Below are 21,141 nucleotides of genomic sequence, written 5' to 3' on the forward strand. Positions count from 1 at the left end.
ATTTTCTACAGGTAGCACCGCATCGACTGCTCGATCCAGTAAGCGTATTCGGTGCCCGGATTTCGCGTCTCCAGCACCTTCAGCCGCCTGTACATCGGGATGCCGTCGCCAGCGTCGTGCCAAAGGTCGGCAAACGCGAAGGTAAATCCGTCCTCCGCCGTGCGCGCGCCTGCAAACGCAAAGGCGTCGCCCTGCACGATGTGAATTTTTCCCCCGCAGGCCATCTGCGGCAGGATGTGGCGCTTAAAAAGCGCGATCACATCTGCGCTCTGCTCCACGACCGTGACCGACTCGACCGCGTCCTTGCGCGCAGCCATAAACGCAAAGTAGCCGAGCCCCAATCCGTAGGTCAGCACGCAACCGTGCGCGCGAGAAACGGGCGCCCGCATGGTAGCGATCTCGTTGGGCGTGACGGTCATCCACTCGCGCCCGCCCTCCAAAATGGCGGGATATTCAAACGCTCGCTCAAAAAATCCGATCTGCGGCACCGCCCTTCCGTCTTCAAGGCGTTCAATGTCGCCGCAGACGAACGCTTCGCAGGGCTGAAACCGCTGCCGCCGCAGCTCGCAGCGCCCGTGCCGCGCGCGCTCCACGCGGATCGCGCGGTAGTACGGATCCGCCTCAAACGCCTCCGGCGAAAGCGCGTGCACCATCCGCGGGAAGTAGAGGTGGTACAGCTCCCGATCCTGCGGCTGCCCGTCCACGTTCAGCCCGCAGGAAGCGGCAAGCAGCAGGGAAAAGGCCTCCTGCACCGGCAGGCCGCAGCTTTCCGCAAGCTCCCGCACCTCGGCAGGGCGGATGAAGTCCGGCGCTTCGTTCAGGTAGCGGCTCATCATCCACAAAATCTGCGCGTTCATGCGCTCGATCCGCGTCATGCTTCCTCCCTCGTTTCATCGCGCTCCGGCATCTGAACGACGCGCAGGCCCAGGCGCTCGGCCTCGTCCCGGCTGTGCGTCACCAGCACGGTCAGCCTGCCCGGCATGTGCTCCGCGATTGCGTCCAGCAGTCGAAAGCGCATGGCGTCGTCCAGCTCCGCCAGCGGCTCGTCCAGCAGCAGCACGTCCCCGCCGAACAGCAGCGCCCGCGCCAGCGCCGCACGCCTGCGCATGCCGCCGGAAAGCTCGCCGGGCAGCTTATCCCCCGCGTCCGAGAGGCCTACCCTGGACAACCACTCGTCCACGCGATCCGCCCTGTCCGGGCAGGCGAGCGCGAGGTTTTTTCGTACCGTGTACCAGGGCAGCAGCCTGTCTTCCTGAAACTGACAGGCGATGCGATGCCCCGCCATGCCCTCAACGCGGCCCGCATCCGGCGTTTCCAGCCCGCAAAGCAGGCGCAGCGCCGTCGTCTTGCCGCAGCCCGACGGGCCAAACAGGCACACACCTCCCGTCTCCGGCAGGGAAAGCGAAAAATGGGAAAGCACCGCGCGCCCGCCATACCGCTTGCTCACGTCAACAAGACCGCGCATGCTCCGCCTCCCCCTTCGCCGCGCCGCGGCGCGAAAGCGCGTGCAGCGCGAGGACGAACAGCCGCTCCAGCGCCATGCTGACGCAGATGACCACCACCGTCCACGCGAGCAGCGCGTCCGTCTCCAGATAAATCTTCGCGTTGTACAGCCGCGTGCCGATAGCGCTGCGCGGCACGCCCAGCACCTCCGCCGCGACCGTCGCCTTGAAGCAAAGGCCGATCGACGCCTCGCACGCCGCCGCAAACGTGGGCAGCGCCGAGGGCACGTACACGTGCAGCAGCGTGCGCAGCGCGCCAAAGCGGTACAGGCGGGCCATTTCCAGGAGCTGCGGATCCGTGGAGGCGATGCCCTCCATGAGGTTGGCGTAGACGATGGGCAGCACCATCAGAAAGCCCGTGAGCACCGGCACCTTGTCCGAGCGCAGCCAGACGAGCGCCAGGATGATGAACGAGGTCACCGGCGTCGCGCGCACGACCGCAAGCGCGGGCCCAAACACGTCGTGCAGCAGGGGAAGGGCGCTACAAGCGCCCGCGAAAACCACGGCCGCGCCCACGCCCAGGGCGTAGGCCAGCACCGTGCGCAGAAGCGAGGCGGCGACCGTCTGCCAAAAGGCCGCCTCGCCCGCGAGCGAGGCGAGCCTTGCCGCCACCTGCGCGGGCGAGGCGAGCAGCAGATCCTGCCCCACGGCGCGGTAGCACAGCGCCCAAAGGCACAGCCAAAAAAGGGCGGAGAAGCACTTCCCCGCCCAGCGTCTTTTCTCAGCGCGCATAGTAAAAGTCGTCCGCCGGGAGCTTCCCGCCGACCGAGGCGGGGTTCGCTTCAAAGAGCATTTCAAAGAAGGGCTCGATCTGCGTCTTCATCTCTTCCCCCTCCACGAAGACGATGTGGCAGTTCGGAATCGCCCGCTTGGCCACCGCCGCCTTGGGCAGGATGCCCTGCGCCTCGACGAGCGCGGAGGCCGCATCCACGTCGCCGTTTACGAACGCCACCGACGCTCCGTAGGCTTCGAGGAACGCGGCGACCTTCTCCGGGTTCTTCTCCGCGAAGTCCCGCCGCACGATCACGCAGCCCATGGAGAGCGCGGTGCCCGCCTTTCCGTCCTTTTCGGCCGCCTCGCTGAAGAGCTCCGTCACGTCCAGCGCCTCGCGGAAGTCCGCGTTGTTCATCAGAACGCTCGTCACGTTCGGCTCGGGCAGCATCACGAGATCGACCTCGCCCGCTGCGGCCAGCGTCGCAAGCTCGCTGTGCTCCGCCTTGTACTCGACGTTCACCTTTCCCTCCAGGCCGTTTTGCGCGAGGATGTAGTTGAGCACGTACTCCGGCACCGCGCCCTGCCCGGTCGCGTAGAGGGTTCTGCCCGAAAGGTCGCCGACGCTCCTGACGCTGTCGCCCTTTTCCAGAATGTGCAGCACGCCCAGGGTATTGAGCGCCAGCAGCTGCACGTTGCCGTTCGTCTTGCTGAACAGCGAGGCGGCCAGGTTGGTCGGGGCGGCGGCGATGTCCGCGGAGCCGCTGGCGATCGCGGCCACCACCTCGTCCGGCGCGCCGGCGAGCGTAAAGGCGTACGTGCCGTCGTTTTCGTCCATCATCTTCACCATGCCGATGCCCGTCGGGCCCTTGAGGGCGACGACGTTCACCGCGTCCTGCGCCTGCGCGCTCAGCGCGAGCGCCAAAACCAGCAGCAGGGAGAGCAGCAGGCCCATCATCTTCTTAATCATTTTCATGTTTCTCCTTTATTCCTTGCTCGTCAGCGCGCTCTTCACCGTAACCCCCGGCAGGTTCCCCAACCGTCCGGTCAGCGCGCCGACCCGCTCGTTCGTCCCTCTGACGATCAGCCCGATCACCGCGCGGCGCGTTTCGTGATCCGGCACGCCGATGCGCCCGGTCACCATATCCGCGTACTGCCCGATGATCTCGTTGACGCGCGGGGCGACGCTGTTGTCGTCCAGCACGATGCCCACAAAACCGATCCGCTCCATCGCGCGTCCTTCCTTCCGGGCGCTTTTCCTAACCCAAGCTGCAGGAGAAAGGCCCATTCCTCCAAAACAAAAAGCAGCCCCTGTCGTCAGGCGCTGCCGGCATATAAAAACATAGACGCATCCCCCTTCTTCTCCGCTCAGATCGCTCCTCGCGTCAAATCGGCTTCCTCTGCGCGCCTCTTTACCTCACGGCGTTGCCGCTTGGATCGGAATCGCGCCTGAACTGATTATACCACGCGCGCCCCCGCCTTTCAAGTCCGAGGGTCACGGCGTACATGGCGCCTACGGCGCCCGCGCCGACGGCCTCGATCGCGAGCAGATACGGGATGCGCCCCAGGGATTCAAAGAACTGCAGCGGCGTGCCGTAAGGGGCCGCCATCAAAAACAGGTAGTTGGTGCCGAGCAGCCGGTTCGCCGCGTACACGCAGGCGGCAAAGGCATTGCCCCAGAGCAGCGTGCGCAGCGCGCCGCGGCGCCGGGGCAGGAACCCCTGCGCGATGCGCGTCAGCGGCGACAGCACGATCAGCGCGTGCGTCGCAAAAAAGGCCGCGTCCAGCGGCCCCTGCCAAGGCACCCGGAGGATGGAGGGAAACAGCAGCGCCAGGGAGGCACAGGGCATGCCCAGATACCACAGGAAGTGATAAAGCCCCTCCGCCGGGCGCAGGTAAAACGCGAGGCTCAAAAACGCACACAGCGAACACAGGTGCAGCGGAAGCAGCGTTTGGACGATCGATTCGCCGCTCTGCGCCACGCAGAGATAAGTCGTCGCCATCGACAGCGCCAGCAGCGCGAACAGAAAGCGCGCGACGGCGCGTTCCCTTCGCCCATCCCGCCTGAGCGCTCCCAGCGCGCAAGCCCCGATATATCCCCAAATGCCAAGACTGACCGCCTGCACACGCATCCCCTCCGGGCATTAGCCTTGCCCCGAGGGCGCGTCCGTATACCACAGCAGGTCGTCCGCCGAGGCGTCCAGGATGCGCCGGCTTTCGCCCGTTCGCGGGCTGACGGCATACACGCCGCCCTGCAGCGCGTCCGCGCAGACGACCCGCTCGCCCGCCAGCAGCACCCGCTCGCAGAGTCCTTCCATCGGAGCGCGCCAGACCGGCTCCCCCCGCGACACCCGGCTGACGCCGTCCGTGCCCGCAAGCACGCCGCCGCGCACCGGGCAGAGCCCGCCCGGCAGCCCGGAAAGCGCCACGTTCCAGGAGGCCGCGCCGTTTCGCGCTCGCAGGGCGTACACGCGGCTCGCGTTCTCCCCCGCGAGGCACAGCGCGTACAGCATGCCCGCGCTGAAGGCGACGTCCGTCACCGGCCCCGGCAGGACGGCGCGTCCGGTCGTGCGCAGCGTCGCCGCGTTCAGCAGCTGCACCTCGCAGCGCCCGCCTCCCGCCACCGCGAGGCAGCGTCCCGAAGGGTCGAGCGCCATGCCGCGCGGCTGCTGCCCCGCCCGCGCGAGCATGAGCGGCGCGCCCGTACGGCTTTCCAGCATCAGCACGCTGTCCGCGTCCTGGCAGAGCGCGTAGAGCGTCCCGCCGTCCGGAGAAAGCAGCAGGCGGGTCACGTTTGGCCCGCCCGCGAAGAGCTGCTGCGGACAAAGCGTGCGCGCGTCAAGCCGCCAGATCACATCCTCGCGCCGCGAGGCGCAGAAAACCGACTCGCCTCCGGCGCAAAGCGCCGCCGCGCCCGACAGCGGCGCGCGACGGATCCCTAAAGCGCTCAGGCTATACAGCGCCCCCGCCCCGCTGTCGGACGCGATCAGCCGTCCTCCCATGGGCCGCCCTCCCCTTCCGCACAAGTTGCATCTACCGCATCCTATGCCAAAGGCCGCCGCCGCGTCCCAGGCGATTGCCCCGGCGCGGCCGCCCCGCGAATTTGCGCCGGAAAGGCAGGAAATCGCGCGCCGCGCACGGAATAAAAAAGCGAGGGATTTAGGCCCTGTTTGAAGCGGCGCGTACCGGCCGCGAATTCACCGAAGAAGGAGACATCATCCCATGTACACGTACAAAACCCACGGCACCTGTTCCCGAAGCATCGATTTCGACGTGCACGACGGCGTCGTTACCGCCTGCCGCTTTGAGGGCGGCTGCACGGGCAATACGCAGGGCGTCGCCCGCCTCGTCGTCGGCAAAAAGGTGGACGACGTGATCGCGATGCTGAAGGGAATCGAATGCCGCGGCAACACGTCCTGCCCCGATCAGCTCGCGCGGGCGCTGGAACAATATCAGCAGCAGCGCGCCTGAAGCCCGCTGCAAGGCCGCTGCAAAGGAGGTCTTTTTATGGATTCATTGGAGGAAAGCGTGCGCAGGCTGCTCCTCGCCGGCGTCGGCGCAGCCGCTGCCACGGCGGAAAAGTCACAGGAGCTGCTGGACGAGCTGGTCAAGAGGGGCGAGCAGGCTATCGCGCAGGGCCAGGTGCTCAACGAAGAGCTGCGGCACGGCATCAAGCAGGCGATCCGTGAAACCCCCACGGTGAACGCTGCCGCGCAGGGCGGCGACGCGCTGCAAAAGACGCTTGCCGCCCTGACACCCGAACAGCTCGCCGCGCTCAAGGCGCAGATCGAAGCGCTGCAAAGCAGTAAGGAGGCCCCCGAGCGGGGGGACGCGAAAGATGGCGAGCCGGGAAGGTGACGGCTCCTACAGGGAGCGCCTTAAGGAGATCACCGAGGTGCTGATGCGCAGCGAAATCGTGCGTGGCATCACGCCCGAAAAGCTGCGCCGCATCCTGGAAGACCTCGGCCCCACGTACATCAAGCTCGGCCAGATCATGTCCATGCGTTCAGACATGCTGCCCAAGGCCTACTGCGACGAGCTGGTACGCCTGCGCTCCGACGTGCCGCCCATGCCCTTTGAAGAGGTAAAGCGCATCGTCGAGCGGGAATACGCCGCGCCGCTTCGCGACGTGTTTTCCGCGTTCGACGAGCGCGCGCTCGGCTCTGCCTCCATCGCGCAGGTGCATCGGGCCACCCTGAAAACCGGCGAGCGCGTCGTCGTGAAGGTGCAGCGCGAGGGGATTTACGAGACGATGTCCCGCGATATCGCGCTCCTGCATCGCGCGGTGGGCGTGCTCAGGTATACGCCCGTCGCAGGGCTTGTGGATTTTAACAAGGTGCTGGACGAGATGTGGTCTGTGGCGCAGCAGGAGATGAACTTCCTGACCGAAGCCGCGAACCTGGAGGAATTTGCCCGCCTGAATGCGGACGTGGCGTTCGTCTGCTGTCCCGCGCTCTACAAGACCTACACGACCACGCACGTGCTGGTGATGGAGTACATCGATGGCCTGGGCGTAGACGCGCGGGAAAGCCTGACCGGGGCGGGCTACGACCCGGCGGAGATCGGCGCGAAGCTCGCGGACAACTACGTAAAGCAGGTGGTGGACGACGGCTTCTTTCACGCGGACCCGCACCCGGGCAATCTGCGCGTCCGCGAGGGCAAGATCGTCTTTATCGACATGGGCATGATGGGCCGCCTGACCCCGCGCGATCAGGCGCTCATCGGCAGCATCGTGGAGGGCGTGGCCGTAAACGACGTGGGCAGGATCAAGGACGCGGTCATGTCCATCGGCGACATCCACGGGCGGGTCGACCAGGGGCGCCTGTACGCGGACATCGACGAGCTGCTGGCCAAGTACGGCTCGGCAGACCTGGGCGGCATCGATCTGGCTCAGATGTTCGAGGATCTGATGGAGGTCATGAAGGTCCACCACATCTCCATGCCCCATGGCCTTTCCATGCTGGCGCGCGGCATGGCGACGCTGGAGGGCGTCATCTCCGCGCTCAGCCCGGAGATCAACATCGTCTCCGTCGCCTCCGGACGCATCGCGGGGCGCATGCTGCGAAACTTCGACTTCAAAAAGGAGCTGCAGCGCGCAAGCCGCGCGATCTATGCCTCCGCGCGCAAGGCGCTCGACATCCCGGCGCTCGCCGCCGACGTGCTGCGCCAGACCCAGCGCGGCCAGACGCGGCTGAACTTCGACATGCACGCCTCGGACGACCTGCGCGCCCTGCTGCTATCGCTTGCGGACAAGCTGGTGACGGGGCTGGTGATCGCGGCCCTGCTGCTGGGCTCCAGCATCCTGTGCACGACGGACATGCAGCCGCGCCTGCTCGGCGTGCCGCTGCTGGGCGTCATCGGCTACGCCGCGGCGCTCGCGCTGATCGTCTACCTCGGGATCAAGGAAAAGCGGCACAAGTGACCCGCAATACGGAGGGGATCGGATGGAGAATCGGCCGGAATTAAGCGAACGCCTGAGCGCGAAGGCCTTTCGCAGCCACTATTACTTAAAGGAAGAGCTCGTCGCCTTCTGTAAAGCCGCCGGACTGCCCGCCAGCGGGGGGAAGATCGAGCTCACCGAACGCATCGCCCGATACCTCGACACGGGAACGGTGCTCCCCGCCCAAACCTCGTCGAGGCCCGCTGCCTGCGCGCAGGACCTTACCGAGGACGCGGTCATCGAAGAAAACTTCGTCTGCTCCGAAAGGCACCGGGCGTTCTTCCGCGAAAGGCTGGGCGCTTCCTTTTCGTTCAACGTCCCCTTTCAAAGGTGGCTGAAGGCGAACGCGGGCAAAACCTACGCCGAGGCCCTTGAGGCTTACGGACGGATTCTCGCGGACAAGAAGGCGCGAGCCCTCCCCATCGACCGGCAGTTCGAATACAACGCCTACATCCGCGCGTTTTTTGCGGACAACCCCGGAAAGACGCTTCAGCAGGCGATCCGCTGCTGGCAATACAAAAAGGCCTTCGCGGGAACCCATGCTTACGAGCCCGCCGACCTGATGGCATTGGATGCGGAGTGACGGGAGAGAAGACGATGAGGTTTCAGCAAATCGCCGCCTGTCCCGACCTGCGCGCCACCTCAAAGGCGATAGGCGCTGTCGGTTGGGTGCGGCGCCGAACGGCCGCCTGCCGGCTTCGGCCCTCCAATATGTCGCGGACCGGTTCAGGCCCTATGCGGACGGTCTGGAGGTCTTCCTGGTACCGCATGCCCGATTATGGAGGCGACTACCGGGCGCAGTGGGCCCTCTGCGCCCGGCTCTCCGACAGGCAGACCCCGCACGTCGATCTCGTCAGCGTCTGGCGGCTCGTCCGCGACGAAACCTACGCCGGATGCCTCTCTTCGCGCAGTGCTGCGAGGCCCTCGGCGGGGCGTTTTCGTGTTTTGTGCACCAGGGCTCCTGCACCAGGGAAACGAGCGGTTCTACGACGTCTGGCTGACGCCCGGGGATCTCGACCGGATACCGGCCTCGCTTGCGACGCACACGCTCATGCACCTTCACAAGGCCAGTCTGGCGGAGGTGGGCAGCCGGAGCAATCGCTGTGCGACCTTGCTGCGTCGCATGGACAGCCAGCGCCTGTTTCCACGGGGTGACTACATCGAATGGCTGCTCAACCGCTATTGCTGTAAGATTTTGTAAAGCGTGGCGTTCTCGTCGCGCGCAAAACCCGGGCCTCCGCTTGTGGAGGCCCGGATTTTTAAATCGTGAAGGGTACCGGCATGGCCTATCGTCTGCTTGCCGTTTTTATAGGATTCCAAAACAGCATCGTCTCACCCCGCAGTTTGCGCACGGCCTCAATCAGAAAATAATCCGCATAGGTCATACGAATATGGCGCCCTGCCGGATCGTGATATGCCGACGTGCAATGCGTCAAAATTGCCGGGTCACCCAGCGTCCAGTCGGCATGCCGCTCTTCGGTATGCGTGAGCAGGCATATCGCCGCCTGCCTATAGATTTGCTGCTCCGATGTCGGGACGAGCCGCGCCAGTTCGAGCAGACCGCTGGCAGCGATGCTGCCCGCCGCATCATCCCAGACAGCAGGCGTCTGCGGCGCGCGAAAATCGCAGGGCGGGATCCATTCCCGTTGCACGCTGCTGATAAAGTAATGCGCAACGCGTTTAGCGGTATTCAAATACGCTTCTTTACCTGTCAGCAGGTAACTGAGTGAAAAGCCATAGAGCGCCCATGCCTGACCGCGCGACCAGCTTGAGCCGGATGCGTATCCCTGTCCCCCCGGGCGATCCAGTACGTCGCCGCTCAGCGGATCAAAACAAACGATATGATTGCAGGAGCCGTCTGCGCGCACGAAAGCCTCCATCGTGGTATCCGCGTGCCGCTGGGCTATCAGTTGAAAGCGCGGATCACCCGTTTCGCGGCTGGCCCAGTAAAGCAGCGGTAGGTTCATCATGCAGTCGATGATGGCCCAGCCCTGGTTATCTACCCCGTTCCAGGCCCGAATGAAACCAAAGGGATTATAGCGCGAAGCAAGTAAATACGCAGCAAACAACGTTCGTTCTCGACTGTCCGAATTGCCCTCCAGGGCGTATCGCACGCCGCTGTGAATTAACCACATGAACCCGACGTCATGATGCAGCCGCTGAAAGTCCCGCAGCGCAGCATCAAGCATTTCTTCGACCCGAACAGCCTCGTCCCGATAAATCGCGTCCCCTGTCATACGGTACATCTGCCACATTTCAGCCGGCCAGAATCCGTTCGTCCACCAATCGATCTGCGTAGGTGCCCATTCGCCGTTCCGGGTCGAATAAGGAACAAAGTCCGTCCGGCGTGCCTTCTCTACCGCATAGCGCATCTTGAGCTGAAGCAGGCCTTCCACGCGTTCTAGCCAGTTCGAAAGCTCCTGTACATTCATAAAATTCGTCATCCCGAGTCCTCCTGTTTAGATAAACGGCCGGCGATCCAGCACATTTTTGAGCGGAATGCTCGACTCGATCTTTCCGGGGAGCGCCAATTGCAATTCCGAAAGCGCGCAGATCGCGCCGAATAGCATGTGCAGATCGTTGAACGCCTCATCAGTCTTTTCGTCCAGCCCTTCCAGGTACGCGATAAAGGACTGTGCGAAATCCTCCAACAAGGACTTAACCTCTTCAAAACGGTGCGGCGTTTGGCGGGAAGCCCGGTTTATGCAAAAGACCCAATCGATCTCCATAAACCCTACCTCGCGCCCAAAGCACGCATCCATCGTTTTACTCCGATACATGTCGATACACGTATCGATCAGTTGCTCTGCATAAGGGATAGGCTGACGCGCGTATTCATGGTTGAACAGATAATGAAACCACCCGCATAGGTGATGTGAGAGCAAATCGCCCGTCAACCGTCCGCGATAGCTAAGGCCCTTTTGCGGATCACAGTGTTCGCGCAGCCAAGCAAAATAGTCGCGCTGCCAGGCAAGGCTACAGGTACGCGTAACCGTAAGCGCTGCAAACAGACCAGCTCCCTTGTGGGACTGCGCCCAGGGAGAATGCTCCCAATCCAGCGATTCCAGAAAGTCATACAGCTTTTCTTTATCAAGGTATGGCATCAGCGCGGTCAACGGATATAACGGTGTCGAATCGAACAGTTCCAGTGCTGAGATACAATGCGCTGTCGTATGAATCGGATGATGCGAGCCTTCCTCATACAGGCCCGTTTTAGGGTCTTGCATGCTGCGCAGCGCCTTTACCCACGCAGCGCGCTTAGCCGGATCGCGTTCAAAATCGCCGATCGTGTACAGAATATTCGCCGCGTCGGCGCATCCGTACTCGTTCATTCCCAGTTTGCGCGTTCCCGCTTCATTCTGCCAAAGCCAGCGGCAGTACACGCCCTCCTCCAAGCGATGGGAAGCTACGGTCGCACGGATTTTTTCGATGAAGTGATCAATATTCATTCGTCTTTCCTCCAGATTGTACATCCTATTATTTTTCCGTCTTGCGGTATTGGCTCGGAGAAACGCCCATGTTCTTATGAAAGAAACTAGAAAAATGAGCTGAGTCAAAAAAGCCCGTTTGTTGGGCAATTTCGCTGATGCTCTTATCCGTATTCATCAGCAGTACGCGCGCTTTTGCCAGGCGTCTTTGATTATACAGCGCGATGACCCCGCTGCCGAAATAACGGCGCGCAAGCCTTTCCAGTTGGGGTACACTCATGTGAAAATGCTCCGCTACCCGTGCGGTAGAAAGCCCTGCGTCCAGATTGCTTTCCAGATAGTGTGAAAGCCGTGCGTCAAAGCGATCTTCACTGCCATAGGCGATGCTCTCAACCGACCGCAGGATGGCATCGCTCATGATCAGGCAAGCTTTGGACTGGGCAATACTGCTGTTATTTGCCATTAGCTGAAGCATTTCCGGAGTCCGCTGCAGGAAACGGAAATCCTCCATGATGATCGGCGTGTTCACATACGTCTTTAGCAGCGGTAAAATCCCCAGCAAATCGCCGCCCTCCGCATACAGGTTGGCACCGATTTGTTCGTACCCTGTCGCGGTGAACAGTTCATGAAGATAATTTGGAGGAATCAGGCTCGCGTATCCTTGGGTAAGCACCCGGCTCCCGTCACAATTAAGCGTCAACGTGCCAGCGGTCACGATAAAGAATTGATAGTAATCGTGCGCATGGCTTCGTCGACCCCAATGCGCTGTGCGCTTGTAGTAATTGATATCCGCAAAGGGTGCGGCAGGCTTTTGCATGAGATACCCGAGCAAGGACGGGCAATCTTCAAATTCCATCCAAATCCTCCTAAGAACCGGCGTTTACCCCTTGATCGCACCGATCATGACGCCCTTCACAAAGAATTTTTGCACGAAGGGAAAGACGATCAGCAATGGCAGGATTGCGATCACCATGACTGCATAGTTAAGCGTGACAGTATACAGTGCTTCTACGCTGCTCGCCTCGGTCGCCATCATGCCGAGCGTTTCGTCGTTGATCAACATTTCGCGAAGGATCAGCTGGAGTGGATACTTCGCCCGATCGCTCAAGTAGATCAGCGCCGTATAATACGAGTTCCAGTGTTCGGCCGCGTAAAACAGCGTAATGACCGCCAGAATCGGCTTGCACAGGGGGATGACGATCTGTCCGAAGGTCCGCAGGGCGCCTGCGCCATCCACCTCCGCCGCTTCGACCAGCCCTTCCGGAATCTGCTGCATCAGGTAGGTCCGAGTAATCAGCAGGTTGTACGTCGCGATCGCGCCGGGCAGCACGATCGCCCAGATCGAATTCAGCATGCCGTACGCTTTTACGGTTAGATAGGTCGGAATGAGGCCGCCCGAAAAGAACAGCGTCAGCACGATCAAAAAGTTAAACGTCCTGCGCCAGGGCAAGGCCTGCTGTGACAGCGCATAAGCTGTCAAAAAGGTCATGACAACGTTGATGGCGGTTCCTACACCTACGTACAGTATGGTATTTTGATATCCCATCCAAACAGAGCTGGACGTTACCAGCATGCGAAAGTTATAGAACGTCAGCGTCTTGGGAAAGAGGGCCAGCGGATCCTTGACGTACTCAAGCGGGTCGCTGAACGCCGCGACGAAGATCGTCCACAGCGGATACAGAAAGATCAGCGCAAAGAGCAGCAGGAATATGACTACCGTGCAGTCAAAGATGCTCAGCTTTTTTACCTTCTTCACCACCTTATCCTCCTTTACCATAGTGAGGTATCCCCAAGTTTTCGCGCCAGCGTGTTGAAGAAAAGGACGATGACCAGCCCGACGACGTTATTGAAAAGTCCAACGGCGCTTGCAAAGGAGTATTTCATCTGCGTAATGCCGATGCGATAGACATAGGTGCTGAGGATATCCGCCGTGGAATAGGTGCTCGAATTGTACAGCAGCAGGACTTTTTCAAAGCCCACGTTCATCACGGTGCCTAGCTGCATCAGCAGCAGCGTCACCATCGTGGGAATCAGGGACGGCAGGCTGATGTGCAGAATACGCCGCAGGCGTCCCGCCCCGTCGATTTCGGCTGCCTCGAAGAGCGACGTGTCGATCGAGGTCAGCGTCGCATAATAGATGATCGAGCTCCACCCCATGTTCTGCCATATTCCGCTGCTGATATAGATCGTCCGAAACCACGTAGGCTCCTGTAAAAAATTGATTTTGCTTCCATTCAAGGCCTCAATCATGCTATTTACGATACCGTTTGAAACAGAAAGGTATTGCTTGAGCAGGCCACAGATGATGACGACGGAAATAAAATGCGGAAAATAGCTGATGGACTGAATCAGGGAACGAAAATGCGCAAAGCGTACCTCATAGAGCAGCAGCGCAAATAAAACGGGGATCGGAAATCCAAAGAGGATGCTGTAACAGCTCAGACACAGGGTATTTTTTATCAGCCGCAACGCGTTGTTCGATTGAAAGAAAATCTGAAAGTGTTTCAGCCCCACCCACTTGCTGTCCAGAAATCCCTTAAAGGCGTTGAAGTCCTGAAAGGCAATCAAATTTCCCCACATGGGAACGTATCGAAATAAAATGTAATAAATCATGCCCGGAAGGATAAAGCCCAGTGCGATTAGCCCTTTTCGGCGCGAACGCGGGTTTTGATACCATCGGACACTTTTTCTGTTCACGGCGTTGTTTATCATGTCCTTTCCTCCTGAAACCCAATCGATAACAGCAGGACGCCATGGGCATTAGACCGCCGCGAACAGCGCCCATGGCGTCCTCTGTTTCAAGCAAACTCAGCGCTTTCTTACTTTCCCGCAATCTCCTGCCAACGGGCATATGCGCTGCGGTAATATCCCATCAATTCCTCCAGGCGCAGGCCGTCGAATCCCTTCAGATATCCCTGCCAGACTGCGTCGTCCTCGATATCCTTCGTGCCGTTCACGAAAAGCGCGAAGTTTTCGTCCACGTAGTCGTTCAGATCGACGATGATTGTGTTGACCTCGCTGATTTCCTCTTCGGTGTAGCGCAGCGCCGGCATACGGATGTCGTTTGCCTGGCCAATCGCAGTCTCAGCGAGGTTTCCTTCGCGAGCCCGCTCGCTCAAAGTGGCGTGATAAAACTCCACGTTCTGGGCGGAAGGGTAACAGCTGGTATTGGCTGAGTAGTTGTTCAAGTAGGTGAGCACGCCCAGCTCGCTTCCGGTCACCGTTTCCGTAAACTGCCGGACGTTCTCAGCGTTTCTCTCAAACGTAACCCCCTCCACGCCCCAATAGATCAATTCGCGGCCTTCGTCGCTGTACAAGTAGTCGACTACCTGGATTGCGGCGTCCACATCCTTGCACGCGCTGGTAATTGCCAGACCATAGCCTACGTCGATCGCGGTATGATGTCCCTGCCAGCACTGATCCCCATACGGACCTTTAAGCGGCAGCACGTAGGTCAGCGCCTCTCCCTTTCCATCCGCCTCCAGCAAGCCGTTATAGGTGCTCAGCATTCCGGAAAAAGATCCCTGGCAGGCGGCGGCAGTGCCCGATACGATATGCGTGCGAATCTGGTTGCTCTCTAGTGCATTCCAGTCCGGGTTCAAAAGGCCTTCTTCGTACAGACTGTTCAGGAATTTGAGCGCTTCACGATACTTCTCGTCCGTCGGGCCGTAAGCGACCTCTCCCTCCTTCACATACGCATCGTCCGTCGAGCTCAAGCCTGTTCCACGCGCACCGATTCCGTACGCCCAAATCAACGACTTCAGCCCTGCCTTATCCACGCTCAAGGGGGCGGAGCATCCCTCCACACCTGCCTGGATGGCCTTAAGAGCGTCCTTAAACTCATCCGGCGTGGTCGGTACTTCCTTGCTGACCTGCTGCAAATAGTCCTCCCTGATAAACAGCCCGTTCCAATAGCGCGTGGCTGCCTCCATGATGCGCGGGAAGAAGTAAATGTTCCCGTCCGCCGAGGTAATCGAAGCCAACACCGCAGGGTCCGCCTTTAGCAGCGCAGCCAGATTCGGCATCTTTTCCGGCGTTATGTAATCATTCAGCGGAATCAGCGCACCCATGCGCCCAAACTCCTCATAATAGATCGGCTCCATGTCCAGCACGATATCTGGAAGTTCGCCGGAAGCCATCAACAGGCTGAACAGCGTCGTCTTGTCCTTGGCAGAAACCGTAGTCCAGTCCACCTTGATGCCAAGGCGCTTTTCTACCTCCTGCCACGCGTACTGCTGCGAGTAAGAAGTCAGGCCGGTCTGATCGTTGAACGTCCATGCGCCCCATCCGGTCAATGTCTTGACATCCTCGGCGCTAGCAAATGCGGGCAGGCATGAGGTGAGCATGATGAGTGAAAGAGCGAGGATCAGCAGTTTTTTCATCAGTCTATTCCTCCATTTCGTGAAGAACGGCTTAATTCTCTGCGCAGAATTTTCAGTCGCCTCTTTTGTGTTTCATTATACAGATCTCTCCATTCAGATTGCATGTAAAATCAACTCAACATCTTTTATATTCTGATCGTCCTTGTGAAAACGGTCCAAATTTTCTTTTGCGCCTTTTTTCGGTTCATTCGCCTATATTCACGCAGTCATTTTCTTTAATATGCTAAATTTTTTTCCTGCCGCCTGCAGATGCGACAAGTACAAAATAAAAAAAGCGATCCTTTCGCCTTCTTTTATGTAAAATCCGATCTACATCTTTTAAATTATGTTCAGAATGTGCTGATAAATCCATCTAATGGAGACGCTGCCCCTCCCATCTCTGCAGGCCATCCATTTTTATGGATACAAACAAGTCGCAAGGCAGCCCACAAAAAAAGGCAGGCCGTTATCGGCCAGCCTTTCCCTTCAGTATTCGCCTAAGCGCCCGGGCCTCCTCGCGCGTGACGCCGCCGCCATAGCGCGCCCGCGCGTACAGGCGGTGCAGCGCCTCGCGCGCTTCCCCCGGCTCCATCCCGGCAAAGTCCTCGATCTCCCGGGGCGTCAGCGCCTGCGGCGGCCGCTTCCGCGTTTGCGCGCGCACCGCCGACAGGAACATGCGCCGGACCGCGCCCTCCGGCGTGAAGGGCAGCGGTGGCGCGTCCGTGCGTCCCTTTTCCCGGCGCAGGCGCTCTTCGCGCGTGGGCGGCGCGATGAACTCCACGCGGTCGCCCGTCTGCGCAGCGCCGCGCGCAAAGCGCTTGTAGAGGCTGTACGCCAGGTAGCCCAGGAGCAGCAGCGCCCCCACGATCAGCGCGGCCATCACAGCGAAGCTGAGCACCGCCTGAAGGAGCTGCCAGAGCGCCGAGGGCTCCGTCGCCTCCGCCTGCGGCAGGCCGCCCAGCTCGGGCCTCTCCATCGGGCCCGCATCCTCCGCGGGCGCCTCCTGCCCCGCAGGCAGCAGCGAAAAGAGGAAGCGCACGCCCGCGAGCAGCAGGCTGCCCAGCGCGTAGACGATCCGCTCCGCCCCCGAGGCGGCGAGCAGCCCCATGGATAAGAGCGCCAGCACGCAGCAAACGGCGAGCACGCCGCGCGTCGTCCGGCGAAGCTGCCGCTCGGGCAATCTCGCCGCCGCGCCGTAGCGCGACAGGAAGGCCCCGAGGCTTTGCTGCGCGCGCCAGACGAGCGTCACGAGCGCGTACAGCGCGCAAAGTGAGAGCGCCATCGCCTGCACGCGCGCGTCCTGCCGCAGCGTCCCCGCGGCGTAGGCGAGGACGAAGAGCGCCGCCGCGTAATAGCTCGGCGTGTCGGGCAAAATATCCTTCCGCGCCGCGCGTCCGTACAGACGCCAGAGCGAGAGCAGCGCGCAAAGCGCGCACGCAGCGTAGCGCGCGTAGGGGGGCGCCGGCAAAAGCAGCGCCGCAGCGCAGCATAGCGCGCACAAGGGGATGTATTGCCACAGCGCGGACGTTCGCCGGGCGAGCGCGCGCGTCGCGATCGTCACGGCGCACAGGTAGGCGCCGCAGAGGAGCGCGCCGTCCGCCGAAAGGCCCAATAGCAGCGCGGGCGCCGCAAACGCGCAGCAAAGGAGCAGCATGCCGCCCGCGCATTCCAGCGCGGCCCGTGTCAGGCGTTTCACGAAGCCTCCACCTCCCAGCGCAGCACGTCAAAGCCCCCCTTGGGCGCGGGCGACAGCACGCCGTCCGCGCGAAGCGGCACCACCATCAGCGCGCCGCCCATGTCCAGGAACGCCGCGCGCACGGGCGGCCGCTGGCTCTTGGACACCAGCACGTAAAGGGGCGCATCCTCGCGCCCGAGCAACGCCTCGTCCCGAAGGAACGTCTCGAACGGCTCCGCCCGCCGCTTGAGGTCGATGCGCGCGAGCGCGGTCATCAGCAGCGCGCGCTGGCGCTCCCCGATGCCGGCGGGCACGCAAAGCGCCTCGCCCGTCTCCAGATCGCGCCCGTTCGTGCGCAGCCCCACGCGCACCCCCGCGTCGCAAAGCCGCATGCACAGCCCTGCCGCCACGCGGATGGCCTCCTCGTGGATCTCCTCGTCGTACCAGCTCGTGTCGTCCTCCACGTTGAGCAGCACCATCGCCGCCTGCGAGGCGGTCGTGTCGCGCTGATTGACCATCAGGCTGCCCGTGCGCGCGCTGGCCTTCCAGTTGACCGCGTTCATCGCGTCGCCCGGCGCGTATTCCCGGATGCCGCGGAACGTAAAGGGATCCTCCAGCACGAACCGGCGCACCCGCAGCGCGCCCGTCAGGTGCCTGAACGGAATTTCCAGCCGGCTCGGATCGGCCTCCCGCGGGTAGACGCAAAGCGACGTCTGCTGCGCAAACGCCCGCGCGTGCTCGCGGTCGAGCAGCGGCGCACTCGCGATCACGTCCGCCCGCTCCACCCGGAAGAACCCACGGTGCGTGCAGGTCAGGTTCAGCGTCCGCTCGACGCGCTGATAAAAGAGCAGCGAAAAGACGTCCTGCTTGTAGCACCGGTCGGAGACGCTCACGTTCTCCTGCCCCTCGAAGACGAGGCTGCGGTCGATTTCAAACGTCGCCCGCAGCACGGGCAGCGGCAGCGCCTTGCGGTTTTCCACCGTTTCGATCACCTGCGCCCGGCCGCCCTCGCGGGCCGCCGCCTGCGCAAAGGTTACCGTGAACGCGAGCCCCCGATGCCAGCGCCTTTGAAAGAGGCTGCCCAGCCCAAACAGGAACAGGGCGAGCCCCAGCAGCAGCAAGAGGACGGTCATGCCCGCTCCGCGCCCCAACGCTCCGTGGGCACTTCCTCCTTTTCCATCGCGCCCCTCACCACGTCCCGCATGTCTTCCCCGGCGGCGCGCTCCGGCAGCAGCCTGTGGGCGAGCACTGCCTCCGCGACCGCCTTGACGTCCTCCGGCGTGACAAAGCCGCGTTCCATCAGCATCGCGTGCGCCTGCGAAGCGCGCAGCAGCGCGAGGGTTCCGCGCGGGCTCGCGCCGCAGGCGACGCCCCGCGCGCCGCGCGTGGCGCGGCACAGGCGCGCGACGTAGTCGAGCAGCGCCGGGTGCACCGCCACCTCGCGGCAGGCCTCCTGCGCGCGCGCGACCTCCCGCGCGGAACAGACCGGGTTAAGCTGCGCGAGGGGGCTCGCGCGCAGGAAGCGCGTAAGCATCGAAACCTCGCCCGGCAGCGTGGGCAGGCCCATCGACAGCCGCATCAGGAAGCGGTCCATCTGCGCCTCCGGCAGCGGAAACGTGCCTGCCGTCTCCACCGGGTTCTGGGTGGCGACGACGAAAAAGGGGCGCTCAAGCGCGCGCGTCACGCCGTCGACCGTGATCTGCCGCTCCTCCATGCACTCGAGCAGCGCGCTCTGCGTGCGCGGGGTCGCGCGGTTGATCTCATCGGCCAGCAGCACCTGGCAAAACGCCGGGCCCTCGCGGAAGACGAAGGCGCCCTCCTTAGGGTTGTAATAGGACAGGCCCGTCACGTCCGAGGGCAGCAGATCCGGGGTGAACTGGATCCGCGAAAAGCGCGCGTCGATGGAGCGCGCAAGCGCCTTGCACAGCGTGGTCTTGCCCGTGCCGGGCACGTCCTCCAGCAGCACGTGGCCGCCCGCCAGCAGCGCGCACAGCAGCAGATCGACCGTCTCATCGCAGCCCACGAGCACGCGCCCGACGTTTTCCCGGATGCGCGCGGCGACATCATTTCCCATGATTTTTCCTCTTTTCGCAGCCTGGCGGCAGGGGACCGGGGGAGCGCCCCGCTCACCTGCCCATCAGATAGTCCTTGATTTCCTTTACGAACAGGTCCCCGTACTGCACCATCTTCTGGCGTCCCACGCCGGAGACCTTTAAAAATTCATCCATCGTCAGCGGGCGCTTGCGGCTCATGTCCAGCAGCGTCGCGTTGGAAAAGACGACGAACGCGGGCACGCCCAGGCGCTTGGCGATCCTGTAACGCAGCCGTACCAGGCGCTCAAAGAGCGGGTCGTCCTGTGCGTCCGCGGCAGGCGGGCGCTTTTTTTGCGCATCCTCGCGCGCTCTGCGCTCTTCCTCCCGCATCTCGCGCGTGACGGCGCAGTTGCCGCAGTTGTCACACCGCGCCTGCGCGCTCTCCCCGAAGTACCTGAGGATGTAGCCGCGCAGGCAGCCGCCTGTGGTCGCGTAAAACGTCATGCGCTTGAGCCGCTCCATCGCCCGCTCGTGCACGGCGCGGGCCGTCTCCTCGTCCAGCGCGGTGTTCTCGGCTGCGTGTTCGATCATGAACTGGCAGAGCTTCACGTCCCGCTTGCTGTAGAGCAGCACGCAGCGCGCGGGCGATCCGTCTCGCCCCGCGCGGCCCGCCTCCTGATAGTAGCTTTCCATGTCCTTGGGCATGTTGTAGTGCACCACGTAGCTCACGTCCGGCTTGTCGATGCCCATGCCGAACGCGTTCGTCGCGACGATGACGTTCGCCTCGTCCTGCACGAACGCCTCCTGCGCGCGGGCGCGCTCCAAGTCCTCCATGCCCGCGTGGTAGCGCTCCGCCCGGTAGCCGTGGTCGAGCAGAAGCTGCCAGACCGCCTCCACGTTCTTGCGCGTGGCGCAGTAGACGATGCCGGAGCGCCTTTTCGCCTCCATCTGTTCCAGGGCGCGCGCCAGCGCGGCGTCCTTGTCCTGCACGCTGCGCACCTCGAAGAAGAGGTTTTTGCGGTCGAATCCCGTCGTCACGCGCAGCGGGTTTTGCAGGCGCAGCAGGCGCAGAATGTCCTCCCCCACCTCGCGCGTCGCCGTCGCGGTAAACGCCGCGACCGCCGGGCGCCTGGGCATGGAGGCGATGAACGAATCGATGTCCAGATAGCCGGGCCGAAAGTCCTGTCCCCACTGCGAGACGCAGTGCGCCTCGTCCACCGCAACCAACGGCACCGGAACGCTTTGAATCAGCCGCTCCATGCCCGGCGTCAGCAGCCGTTCCGGCGCGACGTAGATGATCTTGTACATGCCCTCGCAGGCGTTTTGCATCGCCCGCCGGAGCTGCGCGGGGCTGAGCGACGTGTTCAGATAGGCCGCGCGCACGCCGCTTTGCACGAGCGAGGCCACCTGATCCTTCATCAGCGAGATGAGCGGAGAAACCACCAGCGTCACGCCCGGCAGCAGCAGCGCGGGCAGCTGATAGCAGATCGACTTCCCCGCGCCCGTGGGCATGATGCCCAACACGTCGCGTCCCTGAAGCACCGCGTTTACGACCGTCTCCTGCCCTTCCCGAAAGCCGTCGTAGCCGAACGTCTCCTTGAGCACGCGAAGCGCGGCGCTCTTCGTGTCAGGCGTGGTAGAACACCCTTTCCATGCCGTCTTCGCCGTCGCGCCCGTCGCAGTCCATGCGCATGATGTCCTTCATCGACTCGTTCCAGCGCGCGACGACGGGGCTCTCATTTTGCACCCTTGCGGCGTACTCCACGCTCTCGCATTCGTAATAGCCGAACAGCTCGTCCCCCGCGAGCCAGATCGTGTAGTTGTGCACGCCCGCGCGGTTGAGCACCTCGGTCATCTCCGGCCAGATTTCCGCGTGGCGGCGCTTGTATTCCTCGGTCTTTCCGGGCAGCACGGTGCCCTTCCAGGCGAATCGTTCCATGGTTCATTCATCCTTTCCTCTGTGCAATCGAGCGATTGTCCCCATCTTACCG

General features: G+C 62.3%; 23 protein-coding genes. 5 read left to right on the plus strand and 18 right to left on the minus strand.

All coding sequences use genetic code 11. From position 1 onward, the window contains the following. Positions 1-5: 5 nt before the first annotated feature. The 7 genes from C1725_RS16600 to C1725_RS16630 form a co-directional block, all read right to left on the minus strand. Entirely contained in the window at positions 6-875 is an 870-nt protein-coding gene (locus C1725_RS16600; RefSeq protein WP_102412799.1) for a hypothetical protein, read from the minus strand. Next, positions 872-1,465, minus strand: a complete 594-nt coding sequence (locus C1725_RS16605) for an ATP-binding cassette domain-containing protein (RefSeq protein WP_102412800.1) — start codon at positions 1,463-1,465, stop codon at positions 872-874. The genes C1725_RS16600 and C1725_RS16605 overlap by 4 nt, the downstream gene beginning before the upstream one ends. Beyond that, a complete protein-coding gene (locus C1725_RS16610; RefSeq protein ID WP_102412801.1) occupies positions 1,449-2,234 on the minus strand; it encodes an ABC transporter permease subunit in 786 nt (261 codons plus the stop codon). Before C1725_RS16610 ends, C1725_RS16605 begins: the two co-directional genes overlap by 17 nt. Then, positions 2,224-3,183 (minus strand): ABC transporter substrate-binding protein, encoded by a 960-nt coding sequence (locus C1725_RS16615; RefSeq protein WP_346026772.1) that lies wholly within the window; start codon positions 3,181-3,183, stop codon positions 2,224-2,226. The genes C1725_RS16610 and C1725_RS16615 overlap by 11 nt, the downstream gene beginning before the upstream one ends. 15 nt (positions 3,184-3,198) lie before the next feature. Further along, positions 3,199-3,444 (minus strand): TM1266 family iron-only hydrogenase system putative regulator, encoded by a 246-nt coding sequence (locus C1725_RS16620; RefSeq protein WP_102412802.1) that lies wholly within the window; start codon positions 3,442-3,444, stop codon positions 3,199-3,201. 181 nt (positions 3,445-3,625) lie between these two features. Beyond that, positions 3,626-4,339 carry a TMEM164-related integral membrane acyltransferase gene (locus C1725_RS16625; protein ID WP_346026773.1) on the minus strand — a complete coding sequence of 238 codons (714 nt, stop codon included), beginning with the start codon at positions 4,337-4,339 and terminating at the stop codon, positions 3,626-3,628. 18 nt (positions 4,340-4,357) lie between these two features. Beyond that, the gene (locus tag C1725_RS16630) at positions 4,358-5,215 is read right to left on the minus strand and encodes an outer membrane protein assembly factor BamB family protein (RefSeq protein WP_102412804.1); all 858 of its coding nucleotides are present in this window, start codon (positions 5,213-5,215) and stop codon (positions 4,358-4,360) included. A gap of 193 nt (positions 5,216-5,408) precedes the next feature. Between C1725_RS16630 and C1725_RS16635 the strand changes: the two genes are divergently transcribed. The 5 genes from C1725_RS16635 to C1725_RS16655 all read left to right on the plus strand — a co-directional run bounded on the left by C1725_RS16635 (position 5,409) and on the right by C1725_RS16655 (position 8,854). Continuing rightward, entirely contained in the window at positions 5,409-5,684 is a 276-nt protein-coding gene (locus C1725_RS16635) for a TIGR03905 family TSCPD domain-containing protein (RefSeq protein WP_487042806.1), read from the plus strand. Between the two features lie 36 nt (positions 5,685-5,720). Continuing rightward, positions 5,721-6,071: a hypothetical protein gene (locus tag C1725_RS16640; protein WP_102412806.1), complete on the plus strand. Its 351-nt coding sequence runs from the start codon at positions 5,721-5,723 to the stop codon at positions 6,069-6,071. Beyond that, complete coding sequence (locus C1725_RS16645; RefSeq protein ID WP_102412807.1) at positions 6,052-7,635, plus strand: AarF/UbiB family protein; 1,584 nt, start codon at positions 6,052-6,054, stop codon at positions 7,633-7,635. Before C1725_RS16640 ends, C1725_RS16645 begins: the two co-directional genes overlap by 20 nt. 22 nt (positions 7,636-7,657) lie before the next feature. Further along, entirely contained in the window at positions 7,658-8,236 is a 579-nt protein-coding gene (locus C1725_RS16650) for a DUF6434 domain-containing protein (protein WP_102412808.1), read from the plus strand. Positions 8,237-8,593: 357 nt separating this feature from the next. Beyond that, the gene (locus tag C1725_RS16655) at positions 8,594-8,854 is read left to right on the plus strand and encodes a hypothetical protein (RefSeq protein WP_102412809.1); all 261 of its coding nucleotides are present in this window, start codon (positions 8,594-8,596) and stop codon (positions 8,852-8,854) included. Between the two features lie 85 nt (positions 8,855-8,939). Here C1725_RS16655 and C1725_RS16660 read toward each other — a convergent pair whose 3' ends face one another. The 11 genes from C1725_RS16660 to C1725_RS16710 form a co-directional block, all read right to left on the minus strand. Next, entirely contained in the window at positions 8,940-10,097 is a 1,158-nt protein-coding gene (locus tag C1725_RS16660) for a glycoside hydrolase family protein (RefSeq protein ID WP_102412810.1), read from the minus strand. Positions 10,098-10,112: 15 nt separating this feature from the next. Next, a complete protein-coding gene (locus C1725_RS16665) occupies positions 10,113-11,102 on the minus strand; it encodes a hypothetical protein (protein WP_102412811.1) in 990 nt (329 codons plus the stop codon). A gap of 28 nt (positions 11,103-11,130) precedes the next feature. Further along, entirely contained in the window at positions 11,131-11,937 is an 807-nt protein-coding gene (locus C1725_RS16670) for a helix-turn-helix domain-containing protein (RefSeq protein WP_102412812.1), read from the minus strand. 24 nt (positions 11,938-11,961) lie between these two features. Next, the gene (locus C1725_RS16675; RefSeq protein ID WP_346026774.1) at positions 11,962-12,837 is read right to left on the minus strand and encodes a carbohydrate ABC transporter permease; all 876 of its coding nucleotides are present in this window, start codon (positions 12,835-12,837) and stop codon (positions 11,962-11,964) included. 14 nt (positions 12,838-12,851) lie between these two features. Then, a complete protein-coding gene (locus C1725_RS16680) occupies positions 12,852-13,793 on the minus strand; it encodes an ABC transporter permease subunit (RefSeq protein WP_102412814.1) in 942 nt (313 codons plus the stop codon). Positions 13,794-13,900: 107 nt separating this feature from the next. Further along, positions 13,901-15,463 (minus strand): extracellular solute-binding protein, encoded by a 1,563-nt coding sequence (locus C1725_RS16685; protein WP_102412815.1) that lies wholly within the window; start codon positions 15,461-15,463, stop codon positions 13,901-13,903. Positions 15,464-15,908: 445 nt separating this feature from the next. After that, positions 15,909-17,138 (minus strand): hypothetical protein, encoded by a 1,230-nt coding sequence (locus C1725_RS16690; RefSeq protein WP_102412816.1) that lies wholly within the window; start codon positions 17,136-17,138, stop codon positions 15,909-15,911. Then, the gene (locus tag C1725_RS16695; protein WP_146009281.1) at positions 17,135-18,250 is read right to left on the minus strand and encodes a DUF58 domain-containing protein; all 1,116 of its coding nucleotides are present in this window, start codon (positions 18,248-18,250) and stop codon (positions 17,135-17,137) included. Before C1725_RS16695 ends, C1725_RS16690 begins: the two co-directional genes overlap by 4 nt. Continuing rightward, positions 18,247-19,191, minus strand: a complete 945-nt coding sequence (locus tag C1725_RS16700; protein ID WP_102412818.1) for an AAA family ATPase — start codon at positions 19,189-19,191, stop codon at positions 18,247-18,249. Before C1725_RS16700 ends, C1725_RS16695 begins: the two co-directional genes overlap by 4 nt. Before the next feature lie 52 nt (positions 19,192-19,243). Beyond that, positions 19,244-20,755: a RecQ family ATP-dependent DNA helicase gene (locus C1725_RS16705; protein WP_102412819.1), complete on the minus strand. Its 1,512-nt coding sequence runs from the start codon at positions 20,753-20,755 to the stop codon at positions 19,244-19,246. 22 nt (positions 20,756-20,777) lie between these two features. After that, on the minus strand, positions 20,778-21,089 hold the full coding sequence (locus C1725_RS16710) for an L-rhamnose mutarotase (RefSeq protein WP_102412820.1): 312 nt from the start codon (positions 21,087-21,089) through the stop codon (positions 20,778-20,780). Between the last annotated feature and the right edge of the window lie 52 nt (positions 21,090-21,141).

Source organism: Beduinella massiliensis, from assembly GCF_900199405.1.
Taxonomy (GTDB): domain Bacteria; phylum Bacillota; class Clostridia; order Christensenellales; family Aristaeellaceae; genus Beduinella; species Beduinella massiliensis.